At 63.2% G+C, this 25,910-nt stretch carries 21 protein-coding genes; 10 read left to right on the top strand and 11 right to left on the bottom strand.

Annotated elements, in window-relative coordinates; genetic code table 11:
• Window positions 1-31 precede the first annotated feature (31 nt).
• Together ACXAEH_RS21365 and ACXAEH_RS21370 are read left to right on the top strand one after the other, a co-directional pair.
• Window positions 32-1,081 carry a quaternary amine ABC transporter ATP-binding protein gene (locus ACXAEH_RS21365; protein WP_475035936.1) on the top strand — a complete coding sequence of 350 codons (1,050 nt, stop codon included), beginning with the start codon at window positions 32-34 and terminating at the stop codon, window positions 1,079-1,081.
• Window positions 1,082-1,091: 10 nt separating this feature from the next.
• A complete protein-coding gene (locus ACXAEH_RS21370; protein ID WP_475035937.1) occupies window positions 1,092-2,609 on the top strand; it encodes an ABC transporter permease in 1,518 nt (505 codons plus the stop codon).
• 146 nt (window positions 2,610-2,755) lie between these two features.
• Here ACXAEH_RS21370 and ACXAEH_RS21375 read toward each other — a convergent pair whose 3' ends face one another.
• The 6 genes from ACXAEH_RS21375 to ACXAEH_RS21400 all read right to left on the bottom strand — a co-directional run bounded on the left by ACXAEH_RS21375 (window position 2,756) and on the right by ACXAEH_RS21400 (window position 10,034).
• Entirely contained in the window at window positions 2,756-3,955 is a 1,200-nt protein-coding gene (locus ACXAEH_RS21375; protein ID WP_475035939.1) for an aromatic ring-hydroxylating oxygenase subunit alpha, read from the bottom strand.
• On the bottom strand, window positions 3,956-6,031 hold the full coding sequence (locus tag ACXAEH_RS21380; protein ID WP_475035940.1) for an oxidoreductase: 2,076 nt from the start codon (window positions 6,029-6,031) through the stop codon (window positions 3,956-3,958). It lies immediately after the preceding gene.
• 70 nt (window positions 6,032-6,101) lie between these two features.
• A complete protein-coding gene (locus ACXAEH_RS21385) occupies window positions 6,102-7,160 on the bottom strand; it encodes an extracellular solute-binding protein (protein WP_475035941.1) in 1,059 nt (352 codons plus the stop codon).
• 35 nt (window positions 7,161-7,195) lie between these two features.
• Entirely contained in the window at window positions 7,196-8,296 is a 1,101-nt protein-coding gene (locus tag ACXAEH_RS21390) for an ABC transporter ATP-binding protein (protein ID WP_475035943.1), read from the bottom strand.
• 14 nt (window positions 8,297-8,310) lie between these two features.
• A complete protein-coding gene (locus tag ACXAEH_RS21395) occupies window positions 8,311-9,162 on the bottom strand; it encodes an ABC transporter permease (protein ID WP_475035945.1) in 852 nt (283 codons plus the stop codon).
• A gap of 8 nt (window positions 9,163-9,170) precedes the next feature.
• Window positions 9,171-10,034, bottom strand: a complete 864-nt coding sequence (locus tag ACXAEH_RS21400) for an ABC transporter permease (RefSeq protein WP_475035947.1) — start codon at window positions 10,032-10,034, stop codon at window positions 9,171-9,173.
• A 253-nt stretch (window positions 10,035-10,287) separates the two neighbouring features.
• Here ACXAEH_RS21400 and ACXAEH_RS21405 point away from each other — a divergent pair, with 253 nt between their 5' ends.
• Window positions 10,288-10,959 (top strand): TetR family transcriptional regulator C-terminal domain-containing protein, encoded by a 672-nt coding sequence (locus ACXAEH_RS21405; RefSeq protein WP_475035949.1) that lies wholly within the window; start codon window positions 10,288-10,290, stop codon window positions 10,957-10,959.
• A 2-nt stretch (window positions 10,960-10,961) separates the two neighbouring features.
• Here the strand turns inward: ACXAEH_RS21405 and ACXAEH_RS21410 are convergent, their stop codons facing one another.
• The gene (locus ACXAEH_RS21410; RefSeq protein WP_475035951.1) at window positions 10,962-12,029 is read right to left on the bottom strand and encodes an extracellular solute-binding protein; all 1,068 of its coding nucleotides are present in this window, start codon (window positions 12,027-12,029) and stop codon (window positions 10,962-10,964) included.
• Window positions 12,030-12,071: 42 nt separating this feature from the next.
• Entirely contained in the window at window positions 12,072-13,043 is a 972-nt protein-coding gene (gene speB, locus ACXAEH_RS21415; RefSeq protein ID WP_475035953.1) for an agmatinase, read from the bottom strand.
• A gap of 98 nt (window positions 13,044-13,141) precedes the next feature.
• Between speB and ACXAEH_RS21420 the strand changes: the two genes are divergently transcribed.
• A complete protein-coding gene (locus ACXAEH_RS21420) occupies window positions 13,142-13,942 on the top strand; it encodes a helix-turn-helix transcriptional regulator (protein WP_475035955.1) in 801 nt (266 codons plus the stop codon).
• On the opposite strand, the gene ACXAEH_RS21425 is transcribed toward ACXAEH_RS21420, so the two are convergent.
• Complete coding sequence (locus ACXAEH_RS21425) at window positions 13,939-14,868, bottom strand: LysR family transcriptional regulator (protein WP_475035957.1); 930 nt, start codon at window positions 14,866-14,868, stop codon at window positions 13,939-13,941. The genes ACXAEH_RS21420 and ACXAEH_RS21425 overlap by 4 nt on opposite strands.
• Window positions 14,869-15,087: 219 nt before the next feature.
• Here ACXAEH_RS21425 and ACXAEH_RS21430 point away from each other — a divergent pair, with 219 nt between their 5' ends.
• Window positions 15,088-17,505 carry a GcvT family protein gene (locus ACXAEH_RS21430; protein ID WP_475035959.1) on the top strand — a complete coding sequence of 806 codons (2,418 nt, stop codon included), beginning with the start codon at window positions 15,088-15,090 and terminating at the stop codon, window positions 17,503-17,505.
• Here the strand turns inward: ACXAEH_RS21430 and ACXAEH_RS21435 are convergent.
• Both ACXAEH_RS21435 and ACXAEH_RS21440 read right to left on the bottom strand, forming a co-directional pair.
• Window positions 17,502-18,461 (bottom strand): IS481 family transposase, encoded by a 960-nt coding sequence (locus ACXAEH_RS21435; RefSeq protein ID WP_475035961.1) that lies wholly within the window; start codon window positions 18,459-18,461, stop codon window positions 17,502-17,504. The two genes, ACXAEH_RS21430 and ACXAEH_RS21435, sit on opposite strands and share 4 nt — an antisense overlap.
• 196 nt (window positions 18,462-18,657) lie before the next feature.
• Window positions 18,658-19,677, bottom strand: a complete 1,020-nt coding sequence (locus tag ACXAEH_RS21440; RefSeq protein WP_475035962.1) for a GlxA family transcriptional regulator — start codon at window positions 19,675-19,677, stop codon at window positions 18,658-18,660.
• A 439-nt stretch (window positions 19,678-20,116) separates the two neighbouring features.
• Between ACXAEH_RS21440 and ACXAEH_RS21445 the strand changes: the two genes are divergently transcribed.
• From ACXAEH_RS21445 to ACXAEH_RS21465, 5 genes are all read left to right on the top strand, one after another.
• Complete coding sequence (locus tag ACXAEH_RS21445) at window positions 20,117-20,818, top strand: inositol monophosphatase family protein (RefSeq protein ID WP_475035964.1); 702 nt, start codon at window positions 20,117-20,119, stop codon at window positions 20,816-20,818.
• 223 nt (window positions 20,819-21,041) lie between these two features.
• Window positions 21,042-21,806, top strand: a complete 765-nt coding sequence (locus tag ACXAEH_RS21450) for an N-formylglutamate amidohydrolase (protein WP_475035965.1) — start codon at window positions 21,042-21,044, stop codon at window positions 21,804-21,806.
• Window positions 21,803-23,164 carry a glutamine synthetase family protein gene (locus ACXAEH_RS21455; protein ID WP_475035966.1) on the top strand — a complete coding sequence of 454 codons (1,362 nt, stop codon included), beginning with the start codon at window positions 21,803-21,805 and terminating at the stop codon, window positions 23,162-23,164. The genes ACXAEH_RS21450 and ACXAEH_RS21455 overlap by 4 nt, the downstream gene beginning before the upstream one ends.
• A gap of 99 nt (window positions 23,165-23,263) precedes the next feature.
• A complete protein-coding gene (locus ACXAEH_RS21460; RefSeq protein WP_475035635.1) occupies window positions 23,264-24,646 on the top strand; it encodes an aldehyde dehydrogenase family protein in 1,383 nt (460 codons plus the stop codon).
• Between the two features lie 94 nt (window positions 24,647-24,740).
• Complete coding sequence (locus ACXAEH_RS21465; protein ID WP_475035968.1) at window positions 24,741-25,886, top strand: iron-containing alcohol dehydrogenase; 1,146 nt, start codon at window positions 24,741-24,743, stop codon at window positions 25,884-25,886.
• The last annotated feature ends 24 nt before the right edge of the window (window positions 25,887-25,910 follow it).

Consider the following 25,910-nt stretch of genomic DNA (forward strand, 5'->3'; position numbering starts at 1 on the left):
TTTGCAAGACTTTTGAAGACAGGGGGAGGCCATGGCGGGTGACATCGCAATTGACGCACGCGGCGTCTGGAAGATTTTCGGGGCGCGCTCGGCTGAGGCGCTGAAGGCCATTCATGCGGATGGGCTGAGCAAGCCGGACGTGCTGGAGCGGTTCAACTGCGTGGTCGGGGTGGCGGATGCCAGTTTCCAGATCGAACGGGGCGAGCTGTTCTGCGTGATGGGGCTGTCGGGCTCGGGTAAATCGACGCTGGTGCGCCATGTGAACCGGCTGCTGGAGCCGACGGCCGGCCATATCCACATCAACGGCGAGGACGTGATGGGGTTGAAGGACGACGGCCTGCGCGACCTGCGCAACCGCCGCGTTGCCATGGTGTTTCAGAACTTCGGCCTGATGCCGCACCGCACCGTGCGCGACAATGTGGCGATGCCGCTGGAGATCCGCGGCACCGGCAAGGCCCGCCGCTGGGAAGAGGCCGACCGGGTGCTGGATCTGGTGGAGCTGTCGGGCTGGGAGGACAAATACGCCCATGAGCTGTCGGGCGGCATGCAGCAGCGGGTGGGGCTGGCGAGGGCCATTGCCTCGGACCCCGAAATCCTGTTGATGGACGAGCCCTTCTCGGCGCTGGACCCGCTGATCCGCAAGCAACTGCAGGACCAGTTCATGGAGCTCTCCCGCAAGCTGGGCAAGACCACTATGTTCATCACTCATGACCTGGATGAGGCGATCCGCATCGGCCACCGCATTGCCATCATGAAGGACGGGCGCATCGTGCAGATCGGCACGCCGGAGGAGATCATCCTCAACCCCGCGGATGACTATGTGGCGGACTTTGTGGCCGGGATCTCCAAGCTCAACATGATCTTTGCCCACTCAGTAATGAAGCCGGTGGCGGAATTCGAAGCCACCCATGGCGCCCTGCCGGCCGATGCCAAGGTGGCGCGTCCCGACATGGATCTGAGCGACCTGATGGATCTTGCCGTTGACGGCCACGGCATCGTCAAGGTGGCGGAGGCTGGCAGCACTGTCGGGGTGATCAACCGCGCGGGGCTGATCCGCGCCATTCAGGACAGCCAGGCGTAAGGAGGCGGTGATGAAACACATCGACCAATCACAGATCAAACCGGAGACCGCCGGGCGGCTGAATGCGCTGGTGGGCGAGTTCACCGGCCAGTCGCAGGCCTATTACCAGCAGGTCTTCAGCTACATGATGGAGGCGCCGGGCTACCGCTTTACCCTGAACTGGGCAGCGGGTGCTCTGGGGCCGGTCTGGTTCGGGGCGCGGGGGTTGTGGTCCTGGTTCCTGGGCTTTCTGGTGCTGGAAACATTGGCCTTCATCCAGATCGGTCTAGGACTGTTCGGCGACCTGGGCCGCGATTTCCGCATACGAGCCGAGCAGATCGCCCAGACGCTGGAGCTGCGGCATCAGCAGATCGCGGCGGCAGAGGCCTCGGGTGCGGCCTCGCTGGATTCGCTGAAACGTGCGGCGAATGCGCTGGAGGGCGCGCTGGCCGGTGCGCAGGAGGCCGCCGCGGCCGCCAATGCCAGCGGTGTTGTCTATCTGGCCGTGGGCATTGCCCTGCTGCTGGCGGTGAAGTTCCTGGCCGCGTCACTGGCGAACTGGACGCTGGAGGGGCAGTTCGCCCGCTGGCGCTCGGACCGCAGCGTGGCCAGCGGCTGGTCGCTGCCGCGGCTGGCGGTCTCAGCGGTGCTGGCAGCGGCGGTTGTGGTGCTGTCGGCGGTGAAGTTTGCGATGCCGGATGCGTTCTCGATTCTGAACGCCTTTCCGACCAACCGGGACTGGCGGCTGAATGTGGGTGACGGGGTGCAGGCGGCGTTTGACTGGACCAAGACTTCAGGCCGGGGCTTCTTTGACGGGCTGACGGCGGGGATGCGCACGCTGCTCGATTGGATCGAGGTGGTACTGGTCGATACCCCCTGGCCGGTGGTGGCACTGGTGATCGTGATGCTGGCCTATCTGTCGGCAGGTGCGCGAGTGGCGATCTTCACCGGGGCGGCGCTGGCCTATCTGGGGCTGCTGGATTTCTGGGAAAAGGCGATGACGACCATCGCGCTGCTGGGTGCGGCGGCACTGATCTCGATCACTCTCGGCATTCCGCTGGGCATCTACTGTGCCCGCCGGCCCAAGGTGTTTGCGGTGGTAAGGCCGGTGCTGGACTTCATGCAGTCGATGCCGTCGTTTGTCTATCTGATCCCGGTGGTCGCCTTCATCGGCTCGGGCAAGCCGGCCGGCGTGGTGGCCACGATGATCTTTGGCAGCCCGCCGGTGATCCGCTTTACCGTGCTGGGCCTGCAGCAGGTGCCGGAAACCGTGCGCGAAGCGGCGCTCGCCTTTGGTGCCACGCCGCGATACCTCTTGTGGCGGGTCGACCTGCCGCTGGCGCATAAGACGATCATGGCCGGCGTCAACCAGACCATCCTGCTGTCGCTGGCAATGGTGGTTGTGGCCTCGCTGATCGGTGCCAAGGGGCTGGGCGAGGACGTGCTGGAGGCGCTGCAATATGCGGCGGCGGGGCAGGGGATCCTGGCTGGGCTTGCAATCCTGTTCTGCGCGCTGATCCTTGACCGGATTGTAGCCGGCCGGAAGTGAGATGAGCACAACAGCGGGCCGCAATAGGATGGCCCGCAGCCGGAATCTCCCCGTCAGGCTTTGACATAGGCCTGACCACTCAGCACCCGGCCAGGGGATCCTGGCCGGGTGTTTTTAGCTGTCTTTCAGGATGTCGGGACCAGCCGTCAGATCATGCTGAAGTAGCTCTTGTAGAAGCCGGAGAGGCCCCATTCCATTTCCGACAGGGGGCCGGGCATGAAACGGTGCGAGTTCACCCCTTCCTGATTGTGCCGGATGATCCGCTCGTCATCGAGCGAGGTCACATGCCACAGCCAGGTGAGCGCCTCTTTGTCATAGTCGCGCCCTTCTTCGGCGTCGCCGCGTACATACCAGGCGATCTGGATGTCGGTCTCCTGCAGGCCGCGGGGCACAAAGCGGTAGCCCACCAGGTGGTCGGCATAGATCAGGAAATAGTTGAGCGGGCCGACCGACAGATCGGTGGCGCCGCCGTCGAGACCGGAGAGGTCTCCCAGGGGCGGCGCCAGCGGTTCACCGTCGCGGCTGCCGGTCTGGTAGCCGGGGAACAGCGGGTAGCGGCGCCAGTAAAGGTCGGCGCCCGGCGCCGGGGCGTTGGGGCCGGTCTGGTCGAATTCTTCCGTCGGCAGGCCGATGGCGGCGGAACGCGCGCGCAAATCACCTGCGTATTTCTCCACATCCGCCGGGTCCTTCAGCGAGTGGCTGCGGGAGTATTCCTGATGCGACGGCGCGCAGTGGTAGCACTCCAGGTAGTTCTCCAATGCCAGCTTCCAGTTGGCCGGCACCGGGTAGGAGGCCTCATGCGCGAGTTTCAGGTTCTCCAGTTGCAATGGGGCCGACAGCGGTGCCAGCTTGGCAAAGCCATCTTTCAGCGGCGGCGGGTTGTCGTCGGCGCAGATAAAGATCAGGCCTTGGAAGATTTGCACCTGCACCGGGAACAGCCCGTATTCCGACGGGTCGAAATCCGGCCCCATGGCGCGGCCGCCGCGCAATTTTCCGTCCAGCCCGAATGTCCAGGCGTGGTAGGGGCAGGAGAACACCCGGGCGGTGCCCTGTTTTTCCAGGCAGACGCGGGAGCCGCGGTGGCGGCAGACGTTCATATGGGCGCGCACTTCGCATTCGCGGCCGCGCACCACGATCACCGATTCCGGGCCGTAGTCGAACAGGAAGTAGTCGCCGGGCCCGGGGATCTGGCTGACATGGCCGGCCCAGATCCAGTTGCGGTTCCAGAACATCTTGATGTCGTGGTCATAGACCGCTTGGGAGGTATAGAAATGGCGGTCCAGGGCAAAGCCTTCGCGGTAGTTTTTCATCAGCTCGCGCATCGCAAGCAGGTCATATTGGGGCATTCAGGTGCCTCCCATGTCTTGGAGAGAGATCAATTCGCGGCGGAACCATTCGGCATCGGCCGCCGCCGGGTCGCGTTCGAAGTTGCGGGCCGCCAGGTGGCCCGCGAAGACCGCATCGGCAATCAGGCCGGGGGCGGCAGCATCGCCGATCAGCTCCAGCGTAGTGAAACTGCCTGCGTGGTTTGCTTGCAGGTCATCATAGAGCGCGGTGTTGCGCTGGCGGGATGTGACTATCAGCAGGCTGGCGCAGTCCACGCGGCGGGTGCGGTCCGTATAGACGCAGGCCAGGTCCGCTCCCTTGCCATCTGCTGACTGCAGGCTGTGCAGCGGGATGATTTCGACGCCGGCCTGCAGCAGCTCGGCCTGCACCCGGTGCTGTTCCAGAGTGAGCTCGGTAAAGGCGGAGGCAATGGCGCCGGGGGTTGCAAGGATCACCTGGCGGCCCGCAGCGGCCAGCTGGCCGGCCAGCACTCCGCCGATGTAACCCTGGTCATCGTCATAGAGAAGCACCGGGCCGCTGTCCGGCAGCAGCTCGCCTGCCATGATATCGTCCGGGGTGAAGACGGGAATGTCCTGGATGTTTAGCGGCAGGGGAGAGGTCCGGCCTCGCCCGTCGCGGTGCCAAGTGCTGCCAGTGGCGAGGAAGACATTGGGGATGCCCAGCTCCACCACCTCGGCGGCGCTGAGGCGGCTGCCGGTGAACATCTGCACATTGGCGCGCTGCTGCAGGTCCCACAGGCGGTTGTCGGCGACCCGTTTCCAGGCCGAGAGGCCTTTGAGGCGGCTTTCGTTCAGGACCCGGCCGCCGAACTCTTCGGCAGCTTCGGCCAGGGTCACCTGATAGCCGCGCCTGGCGAGCTGCATGGCGCATTCCAGGCCTGCGGGACCGGAGCCGACCACCAGGGCCGCGTCTTCCTGCTGTTTCGGGGCAATCAACTCGGGGTGCCATTTGCGCCGCCATTCCTCGCCCATTGTGGGGTTTTGGGTGCAGCGGATGGAAACACCGAGATTGTCAGCTGACACGCAGATATTGCAGCCGATGCATTCGCGGATTTCCTCGATGCGGCCTTCCTCGATCTTCTTCGGCAGGAAGGGATCGGCGATCGAGGGGCGGGCGGCGCCAATCAGGTCCAGCACGCCTTTGGAGACCAGCGAGGCCATCAGGTCGGGCGAGGTGAAGCGGCCAACGCCGACCACCGGCTTGCTGGTCACCTGCTTCACGAAATCCGTATAGGGGATCTGATAGCCGTCTTCGGGCTGGAAACGGGTGGTCTGGCTGTCGTTGCTCCAGTCGGCCACGTTCACGTCCCAGAGGTCTGGCAGATCGGCCAGCATCTCGACCACGGCGCGGCCCTCTTCGCTGGCTTGCATGCCGTCTGCGCCCATCATCTGGTCGACGGCAAAGCGGAAGGCGACGGCGCAGTGGCCGTCCAGCACTTCGCGGGTGTCTTCCAGCAATTCCCGGGTCAGGCGGACGCGGTTTTCCAAGCTGCCGCCGTATTCGTCGGAACGGGTGTTGTACTGGGGCAGCAGGAAGTGATGCGCCAGGGTCATCTGGTGGCCCGCGTAGACATAGACGATGTCGAACCCGGCCTCCTTCGCGCGCAAAGCGGCATCCCGGTGCCAGCGGCGCAGGTTGCGGATGTCCTGCTTGTCCATGGCGCGGGCCTGTTTGGGGAAGACCGCATCAATGGGGCGGTCGCTGACCCCCAGCGCCGGGGCGCGGGTCAGATGGTTGGTGGCATGGTGGCCGTTGTGGGCCAGCTGGATCGCCGCCAGCGATCCCTTGGCATGGACCTGCTCGGTCATCAGCTGCAGCGCCGGGATATCGTGTTTATCCCACAGCCGGTGCTCGGCATAAGGCCCCAGGTCGGAGGTCGGGTGGATTTCGGTCTCTTGTGTCGAGACCACCGACCATCCGCCCTCAGCCTTCATCGCACGCACCGCGGCCTCGGCCTGCGGGCGGACATGGCCAAGGCCGGTGCAATGGGGCACCTGAAAGAAGCGGTTGCGGGCGGTGACGGGGCCGATTTTCACCGGCTCGAACAAAACGGAATACCCATTTGCGCCTGGCATGCTGGCACATCCTTATAAGTCAGAGATTGTCACGGCGGCGGCAGGCGCTGCGGCCTGCCGCCGGGGGGGATCAGAATCCGGCCTTGATGCGCTCGAATTCTTTCAGCATCCGGCCTTCGAGTTCGGGTTTGACCGCGTCGAAGAACAGGCTGCCTTCGAAGAAGCTGTTCACGTCGGCAAAGCCATAGGTCTTGACCAGATCCTGGTCGGCGGCGGCAAAGGCGGCGGCGTTGGCATGGGCGTAGCCCCAGCTTTCGATGATGTATTTGCCGCTGGCCTCGGCGCTGAGGGCGTTGAGCATGTCATAGACCTGCTCGTCGCTTTGAGTTGAGGAATTCAGATGCACATAGCCGCAGACCCAGGTGGCGATGCCCTTGTCCACGTCCCGCATCATCTTGGCAGGTGTTTCGTTCCAGATCAGGTTCAGCTCGGACTGGTTCCAGCCCCAGCCCATGGTGACCTCGCCCGAAGCCAGCGCCTGGTCCAGCTGGCCCGCGTCGGACCAATAAAACCGTACGTTCTGATGGATCGAGCGCAGGAAGTCCGAGGCCTTCTGGAACTCCGCATCCGACATATCCGTATAGCTGGAGGCGCCGGTGGCGAGCGCCGCCATCGCATAGGCCGAGGAAGCGGCATCGGGGATGGCGATCTTGCCCTGGTAACCCGGATCTGCCAGCAGCTGAAGCGAGATCTTATCATCGGCAATCTGGTCGGTGCGGTAGATCAGCCCGGTGTTGCCCCATTCAAACGGCACCATATAGGTGTTGCCGTCGATGGTGACGCCGTCCACGTCCTTGATCTGCGGCAGGAGCTTGTCCCAGTTGCTGATCTTGGAGGTATCGATGGGTTTCAAGAGCCCCGCCGCCACCCACTTGCGCAAGCCGTCGGTGCAGGGATGCGCAAGGTCGGCGGCAAAGCCGGATTGCAGCTTGGTGAAGGCCTCTTCCTGGCTACCGAAATAGGTATAGCTGGGGGCGCCGCCGTATTTTGCGACGTAATCGCCGTAAAACCCCTGATCCTCGTAGCCGGACCAGTCAAAGACTGACAGGCTGGCGGCATCAGCGGATGCGATGGTGGCCGTGGCGGTTAAGGCGGTGGCCGCGGCCAGGGCCGTCTTGAAGTGTTGCATTGTCTTCCTCCCTATTTTTCCTTTTGCCTGTTTGCTCAGGCGTCGCGCGCGCCCAGGTCGATGACAGAGGCGTTCTGAACCCCCAGCCAGACCGGATCGCCGCGTTTGTGATCAACCGTATGGAAGTAATTTGGGACAGCAGCGGAAATCGGCTGCTCCACCCCTTCCGCGCGGACGTAGTAGTGGACGCTTTCACCGTAGAAGGCGATGTCGCTGACGGTGCCTTGCAGGCAGGCGTCATAGCCTTCGGGGCGGGTGGCGCCGATCTCCAGCTGTTCCGGCCGGATGCCCGCCAGCAGGTCAGGGCTGCGGGCCGGGGCGTTGGGGTTCACATCGATGGTGAGCGGGCCGAAGCCCTGCAGGTTCACGTCCACCGTTGCGCCGTTGTCGCCGGTGACGCGCGCGTCCAGGAAATTCATGCCGCCGATAAAGGACGCCACCCGGCGGTTGCAGGGCCGGGCATAGAGAACCTCGGGGCGGTCGACCTGCTCCAGCTTGCCGGCAAACATCACGCCGATGCGGTCGGACATGGTCATCGCCTCATACTGGTTGTGGGTGACCATCACAAAGGTGATCCCCAGTTTCTGCTGAAGGCGGCGCATTTCCAGCTGCATCGCCTCGCGCAGGTTCTTGTCGAGCGCCGACAGCGGTTCGTCCAGCAGCAGCACCTTGGGGCGCATCACCAGGGCGCGCGCCAAGGCTACGCGCTGGCGCTGGCCGCCGGACAGCTCATCCGCCTTACGCGCCTGCAGGCCGCCGAGTTCGACCATCTCCAGCGCCTCGGCGACGCGGTCTTTCATCTCGGCTTTGCTGAGGCCCAGCTTGCGCAGGCCAAAGGCTACATTGTCGCCGACATTCAAATGCGGAAAGATCGCGTAGGACTGGAACACCATATTGGCGGGCCGCTTGTTGGCGGGGATTTCGGCCATGTCCTGGCCTGCGATGCGGATGGTGCCCGCGTCATGATCCTGGAAGCCCGCGATCATCCTGAGCGCGGTGGTCTTGCCGCAGCCAGAGGGGCCGAGGAGGGAGAAGAACTCGCCCTCTTTCAGGTCCAGGTTCAGGTCGCGCACCGCGGTGAAGGTGCCAAAGCGCTTTTCCACCCCGGAGATTTCGATGATGTTCTGATCGGTCATCTGATAGTCCTCTTTCAGGTGGATTTGCCGGCGGGCTTGGTGGAGCGGCGGCGGAAGTATTCGGCGGTCAGCAGCAGGAGCACCGAGGCAAGCAGCAAGAGCGACCCGAGTGCCAGAGTGTTCGGCAGCTTGGCCGGGAAGCGAATCTGGCTCCAGATATAGACCGGCAGGGTGGGCTGGTTGCCGGACAGGAAGAAGGCCAGCACAAATTCGTCGAAGGACACGGTGAAGGTGACCAGCAGGCTGGCGACAATGCCCGGCGCCACGATCGGCAGGGTCACCCGGCGGAAGGTGCCGATGACAGTTTCGCCGAGGTCGAAGGCGGCTTCCTCCAGCGACTGGTCGAAGTCGTCAAAGGCGGATTTCATGATCGAAACCGCAAAGGGCAGTGCAACAAAGACATGGCCCAGGATGACCGTGGTCAGAGACGGGCGAAGCCCCAGCGAGATAAACAGCACCAGCATCGAGGAGGCGACGATAATGCCGGGAATGACCAGCGGCAGCATCACCAGCCCTTCCGAAATCTCGCGCCCCTTGAAGCGGTAGCGGACATAAGCCCGGGCGGCAAAGAGCCCCAAGGACGTGGCCACCAATGCGGTGACGGCGCCGACGATCAGCGAGTTGGCCATCGCCTGCAAGAGCGTGTCCTGCTCGCCGAGCTGGGCGTACCATTTCAGCGTGAAGCCCTTCATTGGGAAGGCCACGATGGTGCCGTCGTTGAAGGAAAACAACGGCAGCAGCAGCACCGGGAGATACAGGAAGATCAGGTAGCCGATGGCATAGGCCAGCAGCCAGGGAAACCGGAAGTGTTTGCGCCGCGGCTTGCTGACAGCAGTGCTCAGCGGTTTGTTCAGAGGTTCGCTCATTGGAGTGCTCAACGGATCCTCCTCCCCAATGCGGTGGCCAGGATGACAAACAGGATGGCGACAAAACCGACCGAGGCCATAGCGACCAGCGACAGGGTAGCGCCCAGCGGCCAGTTGTTGGCGGGGCCGAACTGCACCTGGATCAGGTTGGCGACCATCTTGCCCTGCGAGCCGCCAACCAGCGAGGGAGTCACGTAGTCACCGACGGTGGGGATGAAGATGATCAGGCTGGCGGCAATGATGCCGGGCACGGTCAGGGGCAGGGTGACGCGGAGGAAGCGTTCAAGTTTCGAGCAGCCGAGATCGGTGGCGGCTTCCAGCAGCGAGCGGTCGATCTTCTGCAGCGAGACATAGATCGGCAGGATTGCAAAGGGTGCCCAGGCATGCGCCAGGGTCAGCACCACCGCGAACTCATTGTAAAGCAGGAAGGTCAGCGGCTCGTCGATCAGCCCCAGCGAAATAAGCGCCGAGTTCATCACCCCGTTGAAGCCGAGGATCAGTTTCCAGCTGAACACCCGCAGCAGATAGCTGGACCAGAACGGGATGGTGATCAGCAGCAGCCACAGGGTTTTCTTATGGGTGCGGAAGGCGATGAAATAGGCAATCGGATAGGCCAGCGCCACCGTTGCGGCAGTCACCGCGCCGGCAATCAGGATGGAGCGCAGCATCAGGTGGCGCACCAGCGGATCGGTGGCGGCCTCCAGGTAGTTGGCCCAGGTCGGCGTCTTGTCGATCTCGACATAGGTCTGGGTCCAGAAGCTGTAGGCCACCAGGATGCCCAAAGGCGCAGCCACCAAAAGTCCGACGTAAAGCGACGCCGGGGCGCTGAGCGCCAGGCCTTTGCCAGCCTCGGTTCTAAGTAGTCCGGCCATGTCAGTCCCTTGCTTGCGAATGGTCTGCGGGCGGGGTGGCCCATTAAAAAAATGGACAATCGTCCATCAAAATCTGACGGCTGGCAGGGGCTTCTGTCAACAGGATTCTCAAAAAAATGTACAAGCGTCCATTTTACTTGGAGAAATTTCCTTTATGTGCCTAGACTGCAGGAACAGGGCTGCTTGATGCAGCCGGGCAAAGCGCGTATCCGCATTGCCCAACCGCAGAAGCGATGGACGGATCGGAGGCCGGATGCCCGGCAAAAGGGAACAGAACCGCGAGCAGAACCGCCTTGCCCTGATCGAGGCGGTGCTGGACTCGGTGGCGGAGAAGGGGATCTCGGAAACTTCGGTCAGCGAGATCATCCAACGGGCGGGCCTGTCGCGCGGCATGATCCACCTGCATTTCGGCGGCAAGGACAACCTGGTGCATGCCGCCGCGCGCTATTCTTCGGAAGAGTATTACGACGGTATCGACGCACTGCTGCAAACTGCGGGCGACAGCCCGCAGGAGCGGGTCGAAATGATCGTGCGCGGCGACCTTAGCGAGCGGGTGCTGAACCGGCGCAATGTCAGCATCTGGTATGCCTTCCGCGGCGAGGCCCGCAACAGGACGGTGATTGCCGAATATTCGGACACCCGCGACGGGCGGCTTCGCAACATGGTTCACAACGCCTTTGTGCGGATCGTGAAGGAAGCAGGCTGCGAGGACGCGGCGGGCCTCGCACGGGACGCCACCCATGGCACGCTGGCCATGCTGGAAGGCATGTGGACCGACTATCTGCTGCATCCGGACCGTTTTGACCGGCAAGAGGCGGTGCGGATCATCTTCCGCTTTCTGGCCGCGATGTTCCCGGCGCATTTTTCGCTGGCAGGCGCCACGTGCACGGTGGCGGCAGAAGGGGCCGCGGCACGGCCCCTTTAGTCTCAGATCCCGGACTTCACCTTGGTCCAGGCGCGGGTGCGCTGGCGCAGGGCCTTGGCGCCCAAACTCTTATCCGGGAAAAGGCGGGCGAGGGTGGCTTCATCCGGATATATGCCGGGATCAGCCAGCACCTCCGGCAGCACATGGGCATCCGCCGCCGCATTTGCATTGGCAAAGAATACAGTGTTGGAAACCTCCGCGATCACCTCAGGCTGCAGCATGTAGTCGATGAAGGCATAAGCTTCGTCCACATTTGGCGCGTCTTCCGGGATCGCCATCAGGTCGATCCACATCAGCGTGCCCTCCTTGGGGATCGCATAGAGGATCTCGACCCCGTTGTCCGCGTCGATTGCCCGGGCCTGGGCGATGCCCGCGTCGCCGGAATACATCACCGCCAGGCAGACATTGCCAGCGGGCAAGTCAGTGGAAGGTTTCTGGTTGTTGAAGTAGGCGATGTTCTGAGCCGCCGCAGCCAGCAAGTCCTGCGCCCTGGCGATCTCTCCCTTGTCCTCGGAATAGGGGTCAGCGCCGAGGTAATTCAGAGCGACCGAAAGCATCTCGACCGGCGAGTCCAGAACGCCGATGCCGCAGTCTTTGAGTTTGACTGCTAAATCCGGATTGAACAGCAGGTCCCAGCTGTCGACGGGGATGTTTCCAAGCCGCTCCGCAACCAGCGCAGGGTTGTAGGCAATGCCGATGGTGCCCCAGGTGTAGGGCACCCCCAACTTGCGCCCGCCCGGCACCTTGTCGAGTGAAGCTAGGATCTCGGGGCGCAGGTTGCCGTAATTTTGCAGCCGCGACGTGTCGATCGGGTGCAGGGCACCGGCCTGCAGCTGGCGTTCAGCGTTGGAGGCGGCCGGGAAGACCACATCATAGCCGGAACCGCCGGCCAGCATCTTGGTTTCCAGCACCTCGTTGCTGTCGAAGTAGTCGAGCGTCACCTGTGTGCCGGTGGCCTCCTCGAAGCCGGAGACTGAAGTTTCACCGAAGTAGTCCGCCCAATTGTAGATGGCGAGGTCTCCGGCAGAGGCCGGCGCCGTCAGCGCGGCGCTCAGCAATGCTGCTGTCATGAAGCTGTTTTTGAGCACGTTTTCCTCCCTTTCGGTATTGCCTCAGCGCTGACCGGACTTGCCGGCGGCGTAGAGGCAGAGCAGGTCGTTGGCGATGGTGGCGCCGGCGATTGCGGTGATTTCCGAGATGTCATAGGCGGGCGCGACCTCGACCACGTCCATGCCGACCACGTCGATACCCGCCAGGCCGCGAATGATCTCCTGGGCCTGGTAGGGCGACAGGCCGCCAATCACGGGGGTGCCGGTGCCGGGAGCGGAGGCCGGCTCAAGCGCGTCGATGTCAAAGGTCACGTAGGTCTTGTGATCGCCGACGATGGAGCTGACTTTTTCCGCTACTGCTTCGGGGCCGGATTTATGCACCTCGATGGCGTCGATGATGTTCATGCCCATCGGGTCGGGGTTGTGGGTGCGGATGCCGACCTGGACAGAGCGGCTGGGGTCTACCAGCCCTTCGCGGATGGCGTGCCACAGCATGGTGCCGTGGTCGATGCGGCCTTCCTCGTCAGCCCAGGTGTCGGAATGGGCGTCGAACTGGATCAGGCTCAATGGCCCGTGTTTTTCCACATGCACCTTCAGCAGAGGGTAGGTTATGAAGTGGTCACCGCCGATGGACAAGAGCGCGGTATCTGTGGCCAGCACGTTGCGGGCGGCCTGGGCGATCTCTTCCGGTACCTTATTTGGGTAGCCATAGTCGAACTCGCAATCGCCGTAATCGACCACGCGCAGTGCTTCATAAGGATCCGCTTCCCAGGGCCAGGGTTTTGACCAGGCGATATGGCTGGACCCGGAGCGCACTGCGCGGGGGCCGAGGCGGGTGCCGGAGCGGCTGGAGACCGACAGGTCAAAGGGCACGCCCATTACCGCCACATCCGCTGCGCTCAGGTCGCGTGTGTAGCGGCGGCGCATGAAGCTGAGCGCGCCGGCATAGCTTGCCTCGGCCACCACACCGCGGTCGCTGCCGCGGGTGAAGGCCAGATCGCCCTGCACGGGGTTTACGCTGGAATTGGATGTCATCTGAGGCTCCGTGTGGCTTGGGAATTGCTTGGAACCCAGTTTGAAATCCGCGCTTATGCCGGTAAACTTGGCCAAAGATATATATCTATAGGTATAGAATGAGCGACAACACCGCCTTTCCCGCGCTTGCCCCCGACTGGGCCGCTGCCATGGCCGCACTAGCAGAGTTGATCGGCACCGAGCGCTTTGCGCAGGCGCTGCGGCAGATCCTGTCGCTGAGCTGCAGCTTCGATTCCATGATCGTGTCGCGCTACGAGGGCGCGATGCCGCCGGTGTCGCTTTATCAGGACTTGGACGAGTTGCAGGCGGCGATCACAGTGGAGTTCTACGCCAGCGGCCCCTATCTGCTGGACCCGCTCTATCAAGCCTGCCGCAATGGCTGTGCGCCAGGGGCTTACCGGCTGATGGATCTGGCGCCTGAGGCGTTCTACCGCTCGGAATACTACCGTGCCTTCTACCGCAAGATCAGCATCAGCGACGAAATCGGCGTGCTGGTGCCGGACGGCGCGGACAGCTGGTTCATCGTGTCCTTGGCGCGCTTTGCCCGGGCGCAGCGGTTTGAGCCAGCGGACACCGTGCGGCTGAATGCGGTGCTTGCGGTGATCTCTGCCGCAATCCGGCGGCAATGGGGGCAGGCCAAGGAACCTGCGGAGAATTTCCAGTTGGAAGGTTGGGAGGACAGGATGCAGACCTTTGGCACCGGTGTGCTCAGCCCTCGGGAGCGGGAGGTGGTGCAGCTGATCCTGCAGGGCCATTCAACGCCGTCGGCTGCGGCCTATCTGGGGATTGCCGAGGGCACGGTGAAAGTGCACCGGCACCACGCCTATTCCAAGCTGGGGATCTCCTCCCAGGCAGAACTGTTCTCGATGGCCACCCGGCATCTGGCCGGACCGGGTTAGCGGGGCAGCCGGCCCCGGGCGCAGGCGTTGATCAGCCAGCGGCGCACCCGGGCCATATCCGGCTCATCCCGGACCGCCTTGCGGCAGGTCAGGAAATAACCGCTTTCGGTGCGCAGGCCGGTGCCGGGCAGCTCCACCAGTTCGCCGCTGTCCAGGGCGCCGTCATCAAGCCCCCGCCAGATGATACCGATGCCGCGCCCTTCGATTGCAGCATAAACCACATGCGGGTAGCTGTTAAAGAACAGGGTGGCGGGGTCCGGTTCGTATGGAATGCCGAAGCGTTCGAAGAAGGAACCGAACCACAGGATACCGTATTCACCCCGGTCCAGATGCAACAGCGGCAAGCGGGTGAGCTCCGCCAGGCCCGGGGCGGCCAGCCCGTGTTTTTCCAGCAGCGCCGGCGCGGCGGCCAGACAGATGTCCTCGGGGATCAGAAGGTCGGAGTGCCAATCAGGGTCCGGATGCGGGCCAAGGCGCACATCGAGGTCCGGCACCCCGTCTTCTGGGCGTACACCCAAAGGGCCAACCGACAGGTTGATCTGCAACTGCGGAAAAGAGCGCTGCAGGCGCGGGTAATGCTGCAGCATCCAGAAGTGCGCAAAGCCATGGCCGCAGCGGATGCGGATCTCCCCCGGGCCCTGCTGGCGCTGCAGCTCCTGCGCCTTTTGCGAAATCGCACCAAGCCCCGCATCCACGGTGGCAAACAGCTGTTGGCCCGCCGTGGTCAGCACCATGCGCCGGCTCTGGCGCAGGAACAGCGGGCAGTTCAGATGCTCCTCCAGGTTCTGCACGTGCCGCGACAAGCTGGATTGCGAGGTGCCAAGCGCCTGCGCCGCGGCGCTGACCGAGCCGAGCGCGGCCACCGCGCGGAAGGCGGCCAACGCGTTCATCACCGGCTTAAGGAAGGAATTGGTTTCTGGCGGCATGGGCGTTGATCCGGTTGGGACAGTATCTGGAAACTACACATATATAGATGCAGAAAAAGCATGGCTTGACGTGCGACGGGTCAAATTTTGTGTGCGATGGATATGCGTGCGCCCATCTAACTTAGCAATAGCAATAGCTTACGTTCATTCGACGGAGGGAGCACCTGTTCTGGCGTTCGGTTTCCGGCATCCTTAACCCAGAAACAGACAGAGGGTGCCATGCCTGAACAGCGCAATATTGTCATTATCGGCGGCGGGGTGATCGGCCTCAGCCTTGCCTATCATCTGGCGAAGAAGGGGGCGGAGGACATTCTGCTTTTGGAACGCAATCTGATGACTTCGGGCACCACCTGGCATGCGGCCGGAATCGTGGGGCCGCTGCGTTCGACCTTCAATATGACCAAGCTGGCCTCGAAGGCGCTGCAAACCTTTCCGGAGCTGGAGCGGGAAACCGGGCTGGCAACCGGGTATCAGCAGACTACCGGCTATTGGATCGCGCGGCGGCCGGAGCGGATGGACGAGTTGCACCGGATCCACGCGATGGCGGGGTACGCCGGCATGACGCCGGAGATGATCTCGGGCGAGGAGGTGGCGGCGCGGGCGCCTGGCATCAGTGCCGAGGGGATCCATGGTGCGTTGACGCTGAAGGAGGACGGTCAGGTCAACCCGGTTGATCTGACGATGGCCTATGCCAAAGGCGCCCGCAACCGCGGAGTTGAGATCCGCGAAGGGGTCAGCGTGGCGCGCCTGCTGCAGGAGGAGAGCCGGGTAACCGGGGTGGAACTGGCGGATGGGACCCAAATCCTTGCCAATCAGGTGGCGCTTTGCGCCGGCGCCTGGTCCAAGAGGCTGGCCGATGAGGCCGGCGTGGTGCTGCCGCAGCACGCGGTCAAGCACATGTATGTGGTGACCGAGCCGATCGCAGGCTTCCCCAAGCCTTTCCCTGTGTTCCGCGACATGGAAACCCACGTCTATATGAAAGGCGACGCGGGCAAGCTGCTGGTTGGCTGGTTCGAAATGGACGCCAAACCCTGGGACCCGCAAGGCGCCGAAGGCGACCGGCCATTTCTGGAGATGGAAGACGACTGGGAGCAGGCGGAGCCTTTCATTGAAGCCGCGCTCAGCATGTATCCGGGGCTGGAGAGCGCCGGCATCCAGCATTTCCTGAACGGGCCGGAGAGCTTTACCGCCGACAGCCGCCCGCTGGTGGGGGAGACGCCGGAGCTGCGGAACCTGTTTGTGGCAACGGGCTTGAACTCGGTCGGGATCATGTCCTCGGCCGGGGTGGGTGATGCGCTGGCCGATTGGATGATCGGCGGCGAGGCGCCCAGCGACTTGTGGGACATCGACATCCTGCGCTGCGACCCGCTGCAGGCGGGCGAGGCCTACATGGAAGACAAGATGCGCGAGGCGGTGGGCAACAACTTTGCCATGCACTGGCCGTTCAAACAGCCCATTTCAGGCCGCAACCTGCGCCGGTCGCCATTGCATGAACAACTGGACCAGGCCAGAGCGGTCTGGGGCGTGGGCGGTGCTTGGGAGCGCGCCCGCTGGTTTGCGCAGGATGAGGCAGAAAAGGCGCTGCCCTATTCCGTGGGTCCGCAAAGCTGGCAGTATGTGGCGGACCGCGAGGCGCAAGAAATGGCAGCGGATGTGTCGCTGATTGATCTTTCGATGTTCACCAAGATTGATGTGACGGGGCCGGACGCGCTGGCCTTGCTGCAATGGGTCAGCACTGCGGACATGGATGTGGCAGAGGGCCGCGCGGTCTATACTGCTTGGCTGAACCGGCGCGGCGGTGTGGAGGCAGATCTGACCGTGACCCGCTTGGGCGCCGCCCGCTTCCGGGTGACCTCTGGCGCGGCGACCCGGCGCAAGGATCTGTACTGGCTGCGGAAACAAGCCCGGTTCAAAGGGTTTGACGTGACGCTGACGGATGTGACCGAGGCAGAAGCGGTGATCGGGGTGATGGGTCCGCGGTCGCGTGCGCTGCTGCAGAAGCTGTCCAACGATGACTGGCAGGCTTTTCCTTTTTCCACGGCCCGCCCGGTCACCGTAGCAGGTCTCAAGAGCAGCGCCACCCGGATCAGCTTTGTTGGCGAATTGGGCTGGGAAGTCTCGGTGCCGGCCGCGCAGGCACCTGCGCTGTTTGATGCGCTGCGGGCCGAGGGCGCCGGACTCTTGGGTATTCACGCCTTTGACGGCTGCCGTATCGAGAAGGGGTTCAAGCATTGGGGCCACGACCTGGGGCCGGATATCTCGCCGCTGGAGGCGGGGATCGGCTTTGCCGTCAATTGGAACAAGGGCGATTTCCTGGGCCGGGATGCGCTGGCCAGGCAAAAAGAGAACGGTCTGGCCCGCCGCCAGATCCTGCTGGAGGTCGAGGGCGATGCGCTGCTGTTGCATGACGAGGTGGTCTGGGAGGGCGGCAGCCGGACCGGGCTGACTTCATCCGGCGCCAAGGGGCCGCGCACGGGCAAGAACCTCTGCTTTGCCAATGTAGCCATTGCCCCGGGGGAGACCCTGGCCGAAACCCGCGCCCGCAGCTTTGAAATCGAAGTGGCGGACCGGCAGTTCAGGGCCGTGCCGCTGGCACGCGTACCTTATGATCCCGAGGGCCGCAAAATGAAGGGCTAGGTGTTCAGCCCCGGCATCTGGTGGATCGGGTCGACAATAAATCTGTCTGGCACTGAAGTCCAGAATTTGCAGATGCATTCGTATGGCGTGAGACCGCTGAGAGTCTTCAGGCGGCGACCATAATTGCAGGCATCGAGGAAACCGGCCAGGTGCGTGCGAAGCTGGTCGTGGCTCTCGCGGCGGTATCGCTTTACGGTGGCGTCTTTGATTGTGCGGTTCATGCGTTCGACCTGGCCATTGGTCCACGGATGGTTTGGCTTTGCAAGCCGATGCCCGATCCCATTGGCTTCGCAGATCAGATCGAAACCCATTGGCCTTGAGCAGGCTGTGTTCCTATTCCGAGGCTGGTCTGCGAACTGAATACCGTTATCGGTTAGGATGGTGTGAATACGGTGAGGCACCACCTTGAGGAGGTGCTCCAAGAACTCCCAGGCGGTCTTTCTGTTTGCGTTCTCTACCAGCTGCGCCACGGCGAACTTGCTGGTTCGGTCAATGGCAGCAAAGAGGCAGAGCTTGCCTTCAGCCGTCCGGAGTTCGGCAATGCCGATGTGAAAGAAGCCAATCGGATAGCGTTTGAACCGCGGCCGCTTTGGCTTGCCGCTGTTCATGCCGGGCAGTCGTGAGATACCGTGCCGCTGCAAACAGCGATGCAATGAAGGCCGCGTCAGATAAGGAATGGAGGGCTGCAAGGCATAGAGACAATCGTCAAGCGGAAGCAAGGTATGGCGTCGAAAGGCAACGGCCATCGCCTCTTCATCTTTGCTTGGAACAGTCGAGCCGGGCTCCTTTGGCCCCGTCTTTCTATCCTCGGCAGTTTGGCGCTTCCGCCATTTGGCAACGGTCTTGACATTTATACCAAGCTCGCGGCTCAGAGCCGCGTTCGAAGCTTGCGGTCGCTGTATTGCTGCTCGGATAGCGTGCGTGGCCGCGGCGCATCCATGGCGTATCTGTCCCATAGGGCATCCTTCCATTCCATCGAATGGACCGCACCATCAAACCTTGGGATCAAACACCTAGGGTCAGGATCCAAAGAAAAGGCCCTCCGGGAACTGGTCCCGGAGGGCTGACGGCAGTTCGGGGCACCTGCGAGAGGAGAGGCCGGCCGGCCCGCAGGCCAGACGTCAGGAGAGGAAGGTGCTCCGGGGTCCTGCCTCAGGCGGCTTTGGACGCACGGAATGTGACCGGGGTGGCGCCAAAACTGTTGCGGAACAGCTTGATGAAGGAGGAGAGCGATTTGAACCCGCAGGCCAAGGCGATCTCGGTAACCGGCATATTGGTGTCCTCGACCAGGCTGCGGCCAAGCTCCAGCCGCTGCATTCTGTAAAAGCGCACCGGTGAGGTGCCCAGGTAGCGCAGGAACATCCGTTCGATCTGGCGCACCGAAAGGCCGATGGCCGTGGCAATTTCATTCACCGTCAGCGGCTCTTCCATATTCTGCAGCATCAGGTCGATGGCCTTTTGCAATTTGACCGGCGTGCCGCGGTAGCGGTCCGCGGCGCTGCAGGTCTGGGCCCGGTCGGCACTGCGGGCAGATTGCACCAGCAGGTAATTGCGGATCCGGGCGGCGGTCTCTGCCGAGATATTGCCTTCCACCCAGTTCAGGGCAAAGTCCATCGCCCCCATCTCGCCGGAGCAGCTGAACAGATTGCCGTCGCGGACAAAGATTAAATCCTCGAACTCGACATGCGGCAGGGTCTCCCGGCTGGCAGGAATGCGCGACCAGTGATCGGTGCCCCGGGAAATATGGCCCGACTGGGCAACAAGACGGATCGCCCCGCCCATGACGCAGACCGGAGTCGCGGTTGCGCGGCACTTGCGCACCAGCTCCAGCACCGCGGCGGCTTCGCTGTCCGAAAGCCGGTTTCCGGAGCAGATGACATAGACATCCGGCCTTGGCTGCATGCCGTCCCGCTGCGGACTGTCCGGCCATGCCATGTCCGGTGCAACCTTCACCTTGGAGCGAGAGCGCACCGGAGTGCCGTCCAGCGTTATCAGCGACACCGCGGCGCAATCCGGCGAGGAGGCCGCCTGCACCGCATCCAGCACATCGGTCAGCGACGTCAAGCTGAGCAACGAGAAGCCTTCGGTCAGCAGGATGGCTGCACTGAAATAACGCCGGTGCCGCCGCTGCAGCAGGGCTTGGCTGGTCGGGAAAGCATGAAATTCGGTCATCCGGCTGCGTCCTGGTCTGATGGTTTCCCATTCGGAAATGCACATTGGCCTGACACTCCGAAGCCGACGCAGCAGCGCCAGGGGTTTCAGCCTCTATGATGCGGCATATTGGATTTCCATGAAGACCCATTATTGATCAAACGGTAGGCCCAATTGGATTTCCAACAATTTCCGGGGCCTGCCCGTGTGGATTTGTTCGGAGCAACCGTGAATTTCGGGCAGTTTCGGGCATTATCCATTTTTTTTGTTGACTAAATCCACATTTTGCCGAAATTTGACCGTCAAATTGGGATTCTCCAGGGCGCCATGTGGAAACGGTCAAATCCCGGCGATCAAGTCAGCCCGGGCATTCCGGGTACCTTCAGGGCTGCAGCGGATCAGGCCCCGTTCCGCTGCAGTCCTGGCTCAAACCAAAGGGACGGACCCCGAACCGATGCTGATGACACAGAACTATGCGGACCACGCAGTACGGATTGCGGAGATTGCGGCAGAAGCTGCCCGCGGTTATTTCCGCGGCCGGCTTGGGGTCGAATTCAAGGAAGATGAAAGCCCGGTCACCCAAGCTGACAAGGGTGTCGAGGACCAGGTGCGCGCCTATCTGGAACACAATTTCCCGGATCACGGGGTCTTTGGCGAAGAGCACGGTTTTGAAGGCTCGGACAAGGAGGATGTGTGGATCATCGACCCGATCGACGGCACCCGTTCGTTCCTGTCGGGACATCCGTTGTTCGGGTTCCTGCTGGGGTATCTGAAAGGCGGTGTGCCGCAGGTCGGCGTGATTGGCATGCCGGCCCTGGGTGAGACCTTTCTGGGGGTTCGCGGACAGGGGGCAACGCTGAATGGGACGCCCATCCGGGTATCCGGGCAAACCCGGGTGGATCAGTCAGTGCTCTACGTCAACGAAGGCGACAAGATTCACCGCGACTATCCGCAACTGTTCGAGCGGCTGATGCACTCGGGCCAGACCCGCCGGTTCGCTTATGACTGCTATCCGCATGCGCTGCTCGCAGCGGGCCACGTGGACGCTGTGATCGACTATGATCTGCAGCCTTATGATTTCCTGCCGGTCTCGGCTGTGATCGAAATCGGCGGGCGGTGTCATCACCGATTGGGACGGCCTGCCGCTGGGACTGCACTCTGACGGCCGGGTGGTCTCTGCCGCCACCCCGGAACTGCACGCCGCTATGCTGGCGCTGATCAAGGGCTGACCCGGTGGCAGCTCCGGCAATTCCCATCCGCCCTTTTGCTGCAGGCGTTCTGTTGTGTGCCCTGAACAAAAGCCGTCGGCACCCGGGGCAGCGGGCGAAGCGGCTGGTCAAGGAGACGTCCGAAATGACAAAGACCAACCTGACGGAGGCAACAACATGATCGCGAGCTCCGGAACTCCGCCGGTTGAAGTCTTCAACGAACAGGGCCTGGGCCGGGTCGCTTTGCTGTGCGAGCACGCCAGCGCCCGCATACCCGCCGGATACAATGGCCTGGGTCTGGCAGAGGTTGAGCGCCTCAGCCATGCCGCCTGGGATCCCGGTGCGCGGGAGCTGACCCTGGCACTGGCCGAAGCCCTGGACGCTCCGGCGGTGATGTCCACCGTGTCGCGGCTGGTTTACGACTGCAACCGCCCGCCCGAGGCCGCCAGCGCCATGCCGGAGAAATCCGAGCTGATCCAGGTGCCCGGCAATCAGAGCTTGAGCCAGGCAGAGCGCGAAGCGCGTGCGGAAAGCGTGTACAGACCGTTCTGTGAGGCGGTATCGCGGGTTTTGGACGCCCGTGGGCCGGACACGGTGCTGGTGACAATTCACAGTTTCACACCGGTTTACTTCGGCAAGCCGCGGGCAGTGGAAATTGGCCTTCTGCACGACGAAGACAGCCGTCTTGCCGACGCGATGCTGGACCACACCGGCCGCCTTGCGGGTCGCCGGGTGGAGCGCAACGAGCCTTACGGGCCAGGCGATGGCGTGACCCATTCCTTGCGTCTGCATGCGCAGCGGCGCGGTCTGGCCAATGTGATGATTGAAGTGCGCAACGATTTGATGCGCACGCCGGAGAGCATTGCCGCCCGGGCGCAGGAACTGCTGCGCCTGCTGGAGCCGGCACTGAGGGACATCACGATCAAGGAGGATGTATCGTGAGCAAACAGCTGACATTTGAGGCTTTGAAAGATCAAGTTGCTGCAGGCGCTGTCGACACGGTTCTGGTTTGCCTTGTTGACATGCAGGGCCGCCTGATGGGGAAGCGGTTTCATGCCGGTCATTTTGTTGCGGGGGCCTGGGAGGAGACGCATTGCTGCAATTACCTGCTGGCGACCGACCTGGAGATGGCGACGCCGGACGGCTATGCCTCCACCAGCTGGGAGCGAGGCTACGGCGATTATGTGATGAAGCCGGATCTGGCGACGCTCCGGCCGGTGCCCTGGCTGGAGGGCACGGTGATGGTCTTGTGCGATGTGCTGGATCACCACACGCATGAGGAGGTTCCGCATTCCCCCCGCGCCATTCTGAAACGGCAGGTGCAGCGGCTTCAGGCGATGGGCTATGAGGCGATGTGCGCCACCGAGCTGGAGTTTTTCCTGTTTGAGAAAAGCTTTGACGAGATCCGCCGCTCAGGCTTCCGCGACCTGGCGCCGATCTCCGGCTACAACGAGGATTACTCCATCCTGCAGACCAGCCGCGAGGAGCATGTGATGCGGCCCATCCGCAACCATCTGTGGGATGCGGGGCTGCCGGTCGAGAACTCCAAGGGCGAGGCGGAAACCGGCCAGGAGGAGCTGAACATCAAATATGCCGCGGCGATGGAAACAGCGGAGTTCCACACCATTGCCAAACACGCAATCAAGGAAATCGCGGAGCAGCAGAGGCATGCAGTGACTTTCCTGCCGAAGTGGAGCCATGACAAAGTGGGTTCCTCGTCCCATGTGCACCAGTCGCTGTGGCAGGACGGCAAGCCTGCGTTCTTTGACGAAAGCGACCCGCTTGGCATGTCGGCGCTGATGAAGAACTACATGGCGGGTCTCTTGAAATACGCCCCCGACTACACCGCCTTCATGGCGCCCTACATCAACAGCTACAAACGCTTCATGAAGGGCACTTTTGCGCCCACGCGGATCATCTGGTCGGTGGACAACCGCACCGCGGGCTACCGGCTGTGCGGTGACGGAACCAAGGCGATCCGGGTGGAGTGCCGGATCCCGGGCTCGGATATGAACCCCTATCTGGCGATGGCGGGCATGCTGGCGGCGGGCATCGCCGGCATCGAGGAAGGGCTGGAGCTGCAGCCGCCGGCCAAGGGCGATGTCTATCAGGGCGACAGCGGCATGATCCCCGGCACCTTGCGCGATGCGGCGGCGGCGCTGAAGGGCTCGGCGATGCTGCGCGCGGCGCTGGGAGACGATGTGGTGGACCACTATGTGCGGGCCGCCGAGGTCGAGATCGAGGATTTCGACCGGGTGGTCACCGATTACGAGATTGCGCGTGGATTTGAGCGGGCGTGAGCCCGCATCTGGCGGATTGGGGCGCTGCCCCAAACCCCGGAGTATTTTTGACCAGAAAGAAGCAGGGGCGGCGTGCCCCGAGGACTGGAGTGAATGGCGATGGGCCAGGTATTGAAATGCATCTCACCGGTTGACGGATCGGTCTTTGCAGAACGCGAAGTGCTGCCGCGCGAGGACGCCTTTGCGGCGGCGGAACGGGCACGGGCGGCGCAAGGCGCCTGGGCAGCGCGGCCGTTGCAGGAGCGCATTGATCTGGTGATGGCAGGCGTGGCCGCCGTTGGTGCCATGAACGGCGAGATCGTGCCGGAACTGGCGCATATGATGGGCCGCCCGGTGCGCTATGGCGGCGAGTTCGGCGGCTTCAACGAGCGCGCCAGCCACATGGCGCAGATCGCAGAGGAAGCGCTCGCAGACATTGAGGCCGGCGAGGACGAGACCTTCAAACGCTACATCAAGCGGCTGCCGCATGGGGTGGTGTTTGTGGTGGCGCCCTGGAACTACCCCTATATGACTGCGATCAACACCGTGGCGCCGGCACTGATTGCCGGCAATGCGGTGGTGCTGAAACACGCGACCCAGACGCTTCTCGCGGGCGAGCGGATGGCACAGGCCTTCCACGGCGCAGGCGTGCCGCAGGATGTGTTCCAGAATGTTTTCCTGGATCACGGCACCACCTCGGAGCTGATCGCAGCACGCGCGTTCAACTTCGTGAACTTCACCGGCTCGGTGGGCGGCGGCCAGGCGATGGAGCGCGCCGCGGCGGGCACCTTCACCGGCGTCGGCACCGAACTGGGCGGCAAGGATCCGGGCTATGTGATGGAGGACGCGGACCTGGACGCAGCCGTGGACACGCTGATTGACGGCGCCATGTTCAACTCCGGCCAGTGCTGCTGCGGCATCGAGCGGATCTATGTGCACGAGAGCCTCTATGACGCCTTTCTGGAGAAGGCCATTGCCATCGTGCAAGGCTACAAGCTGGGCAACCCGCTGGAGGCGGAGACCACCATCGGCCCGATGGCCAATGTGCGCTTTGCCGAAGAGGTGCGCGGCCAGATTGCCGAGGCGGTGGCCGCAGGTGCCGTGGCCCATATCGCACCCTTCGCCGAGGACGACGGCGGCGCTTACCTCACGCCGCAGATCCTGACCGGTGTCACCCACGATATGCGGGTGATGCGCGAGGAAAGCTTTGGCCCGGTGGCGGGCATCATGAAGGTGTCGTCGGACGAAGAAGCCATCCGGCTGATGAACGACAGCGACTTCGGCCTCACCGCCTCGCTCTGGACCCGCGATGTGGAGCGGGCCCAGGCCGTGGGCGACCGGATCGAGACCGGCACCGTGTTCATGAACCGCGCCGACTATCTGGATCCCGGCCTGTGCTGGACCGGCTGCAAGGACACCGGCCGCGGCGGCGGCCTGTCGGTGATCGGCTACCACAACCTGACCCGCCCGAAGAGCTATCACCTGAAGAAACGCACCGGCTGACCGGCTTTCATCTTTCCGGAAATACTCCGGGGGGCTTGCCGCCAGGCAAGCGGGGGCAGCGCCCCCTCCCCGGCATCAACACAGGAACACCCTCATGTCTCTCGTTGGAAACTGGTCCTACCCGACCGCAATCAAATTCGGCGCCGGCCGCATCAAGGAACTGGCTGAGGCCTGCGCCGCCGCGGGCATCAAACGCCCGCTGCTGGTCACCGACAAGGGGCTGGCCGATCTGCCGGTCACCCAATCGACGCTCGACATCCTGGAGGCCGCGGGCCTGGGCCGGGCGATGTTCTCGGAGGTCGACCCGAACCCGAATGAGAAGAACCTGGACGCAGGCGTCGCCGCCTACAAGGCCGGCGGCCATGACGGGGTGATTGCCTTTGGCGGCGGCTCCGGCCTGGATCTCGGCAAGATGGTTGCCTTCATGGCAGGCCAGACCCGGCCCGTGTGGGATTTTGAGGATATCGGCGACTGGTGGACCCGCGCCGATGCTGATGCCATCGCGCCGATCATCGCGGTGCCGACCACTGCCGGAACCGGCTCCGAAGTGGGCCGCGCCAGCGTGATCACCGACAGTGTCAGCCACGCCAAAAAGATCATCTTCCACCCGAAAGTTCTGCCCGCGGTGGTGATCTGCGATCCCGAACTGACCGTCGGCATGCCCAAGTTCATCACCGCGGGCACTGGCTTGGACGCCTTTGCCCATTGCGTCGAGGCGTTCAGCAGCCCGCATTACCACCCGATGTCCCAGGGCATCGCGCTGGAGGGCATGCGGCTGGTCAAGGACTACCTGCCGCGCGCCTATGCGGATGGGACGGACATCGAGGCCCGCGCCCAGATGATGAGCGCCGCGGCCATGGGCGCCACCGCCTTCATGAAGGGGCTTGGCGCGATCCACGCGATGAGCCATCCCATCGGCGCCCAGTTCAACACCCACCACGGCACCACCAACGCGGTCTGCATGCCCAGCGTCCTGGAGTTCAACGCGCCGGCGATTGCGGACCGCTTCAATATGGCGGCGGCATACTTGGGCATCGCAGGCGGCTTCGACGGCTTCCGCGCCTTTGTGCAGGAGCTCAACGACAGCCTCGCCATCCCCCGCCGCCTGTCCGGTCTCGGCGTCACCGAAGACGCCATCCCCGCCCTCGCAAAAGACGCCGCAACAGACCCCTCATGCGGCGGAAACCCCATCAATCTCAACGAAAAAAACCTAACAAAACTCTTCGAAAGGGCCTTGTAAGGTCCCTTGAATTTCCTGGGCCCG

This window comes from Leisingera sp. ABM4_060 (assembly GCF_056158765.1).

Coding starts and splice junctions, on each gene's coding strand:
- ACXAEH_RS21365 (WP_475035936.1), top strand. CDS start 32: ATGGCGGGTGACATCGCAATTGACGCACGCGGCGTCTGGAAGATTTTC.
- ACXAEH_RS21370 (WP_475035937.1), top strand. CDS start 1,092: ATGAAACACATCGACCAATCACAGATCAAACCGGAGACCGCCGGGCGG.
- ACXAEH_RS21375 (WP_475035939.1), bottom strand. CDS start 3,955: ATGCCCCAATATGACCTGCTTGCGATGCGCGAGCTGATGAAAAACTAC.
- ACXAEH_RS21380 (WP_475035940.1), bottom strand. CDS start 6,031: ATGCCAGGCGCAAATGGGTATTCCGTTTTGTTCGAGCCGGTGAAAATC.
- ACXAEH_RS21385 (WP_475035941.1), bottom strand. CDS start 7,160: ATGCAACACTTCAAGACGGCCCTGGCCGCGGCCACCGCCTTAACCGCC.
- ACXAEH_RS21390 (WP_475035943.1), bottom strand. CDS start 8,296: ATGACCGATCAGAACATCATCGAAATCTCCGGGGTGGAAAAGCGCTTT.
- ACXAEH_RS21395 (WP_475035945.1), bottom strand. CDS start 9,162: ATGAGCGAACCTCTGAACAAACCGCTGAGCACTGCTGTCAGCAAGCCG.
- ACXAEH_RS21400 (WP_475035947.1), bottom strand. CDS start 10,034: ATGGCCGGACTACTTAGAACCGAGGCTGGCAAAGGCCTGGCGCTCAGC.
- ACXAEH_RS21405 (WP_475035949.1), top strand. CDS start 10,288: ATGCCCGGCAAAAGGGAACAGAACCGCGAGCAGAACCGCCTTGCCCTG.
- ACXAEH_RS21410 (WP_475035951.1), bottom strand. CDS start 12,029: ATGACAGCAGCATTGCTGAGCGCCGCGCTGACGGCGCCGGCCTCTGCC.
- speB (WP_475035953.1), bottom strand. CDS start 13,043: ATGACATCCAATTCCAGCGTAAACCCCGTGCAGGGCGATCTGGCCTTC.
- ACXAEH_RS21420 (WP_475035955.1), top strand. CDS start 13,142: ATGAGCGACAACACCGCCTTTCCCGCGCTTGCCCCCGACTGGGCCGCT.
- ACXAEH_RS21425 (WP_475035957.1), bottom strand. CDS start 14,868: ATGCCGCCAGAAACCAATTCCTTCCTTAAGCCGGTGATGAACGCGTTG.
- ACXAEH_RS21430 (WP_475035959.1), top strand. CDS start 15,088: ATGCCTGAACAGCGCAATATTGTCATTATCGGCGGCGGGGTGATCGGC.
- ACXAEH_RS21435 (WP_475035961.1), bottom strand. CDS start 18,461: ATGGGACAGATACGCCATGGATGCGCCGCGGCCACGCACGCTATCCGA.
- ACXAEH_RS21440 (WP_475035962.1), bottom strand. CDS start 19,677: ATGACCGAATTTCATGCTTTCCCGACCAGCCAAGCCCTGCTGCAGCGG.
- ACXAEH_RS21445 (WP_475035964.1), top strand. CDS start 20,117: ATGACACAGAACTATGCGGACCACGCAGTACGGATTGCGGAGATTGCG.
- ACXAEH_RS21450 (WP_475035965.1), top strand. CDS start 21,042: ATGATCGCGAGCTCCGGAACTCCGCCGGTTGAAGTCTTCAACGAACAG.
- ACXAEH_RS21460 (WP_475035635.1), top strand. CDS start 23,264: ATGGGCCAGGTATTGAAATGCATCTCACCGGTTGACGGATCGGTCTTT.
- ACXAEH_RS21465 (WP_475035968.1), top strand. CDS start 24,741: ATGTCTCTCGTTGGAAACTGGTCCTACCCGACCGCAATCAAATTCGGC.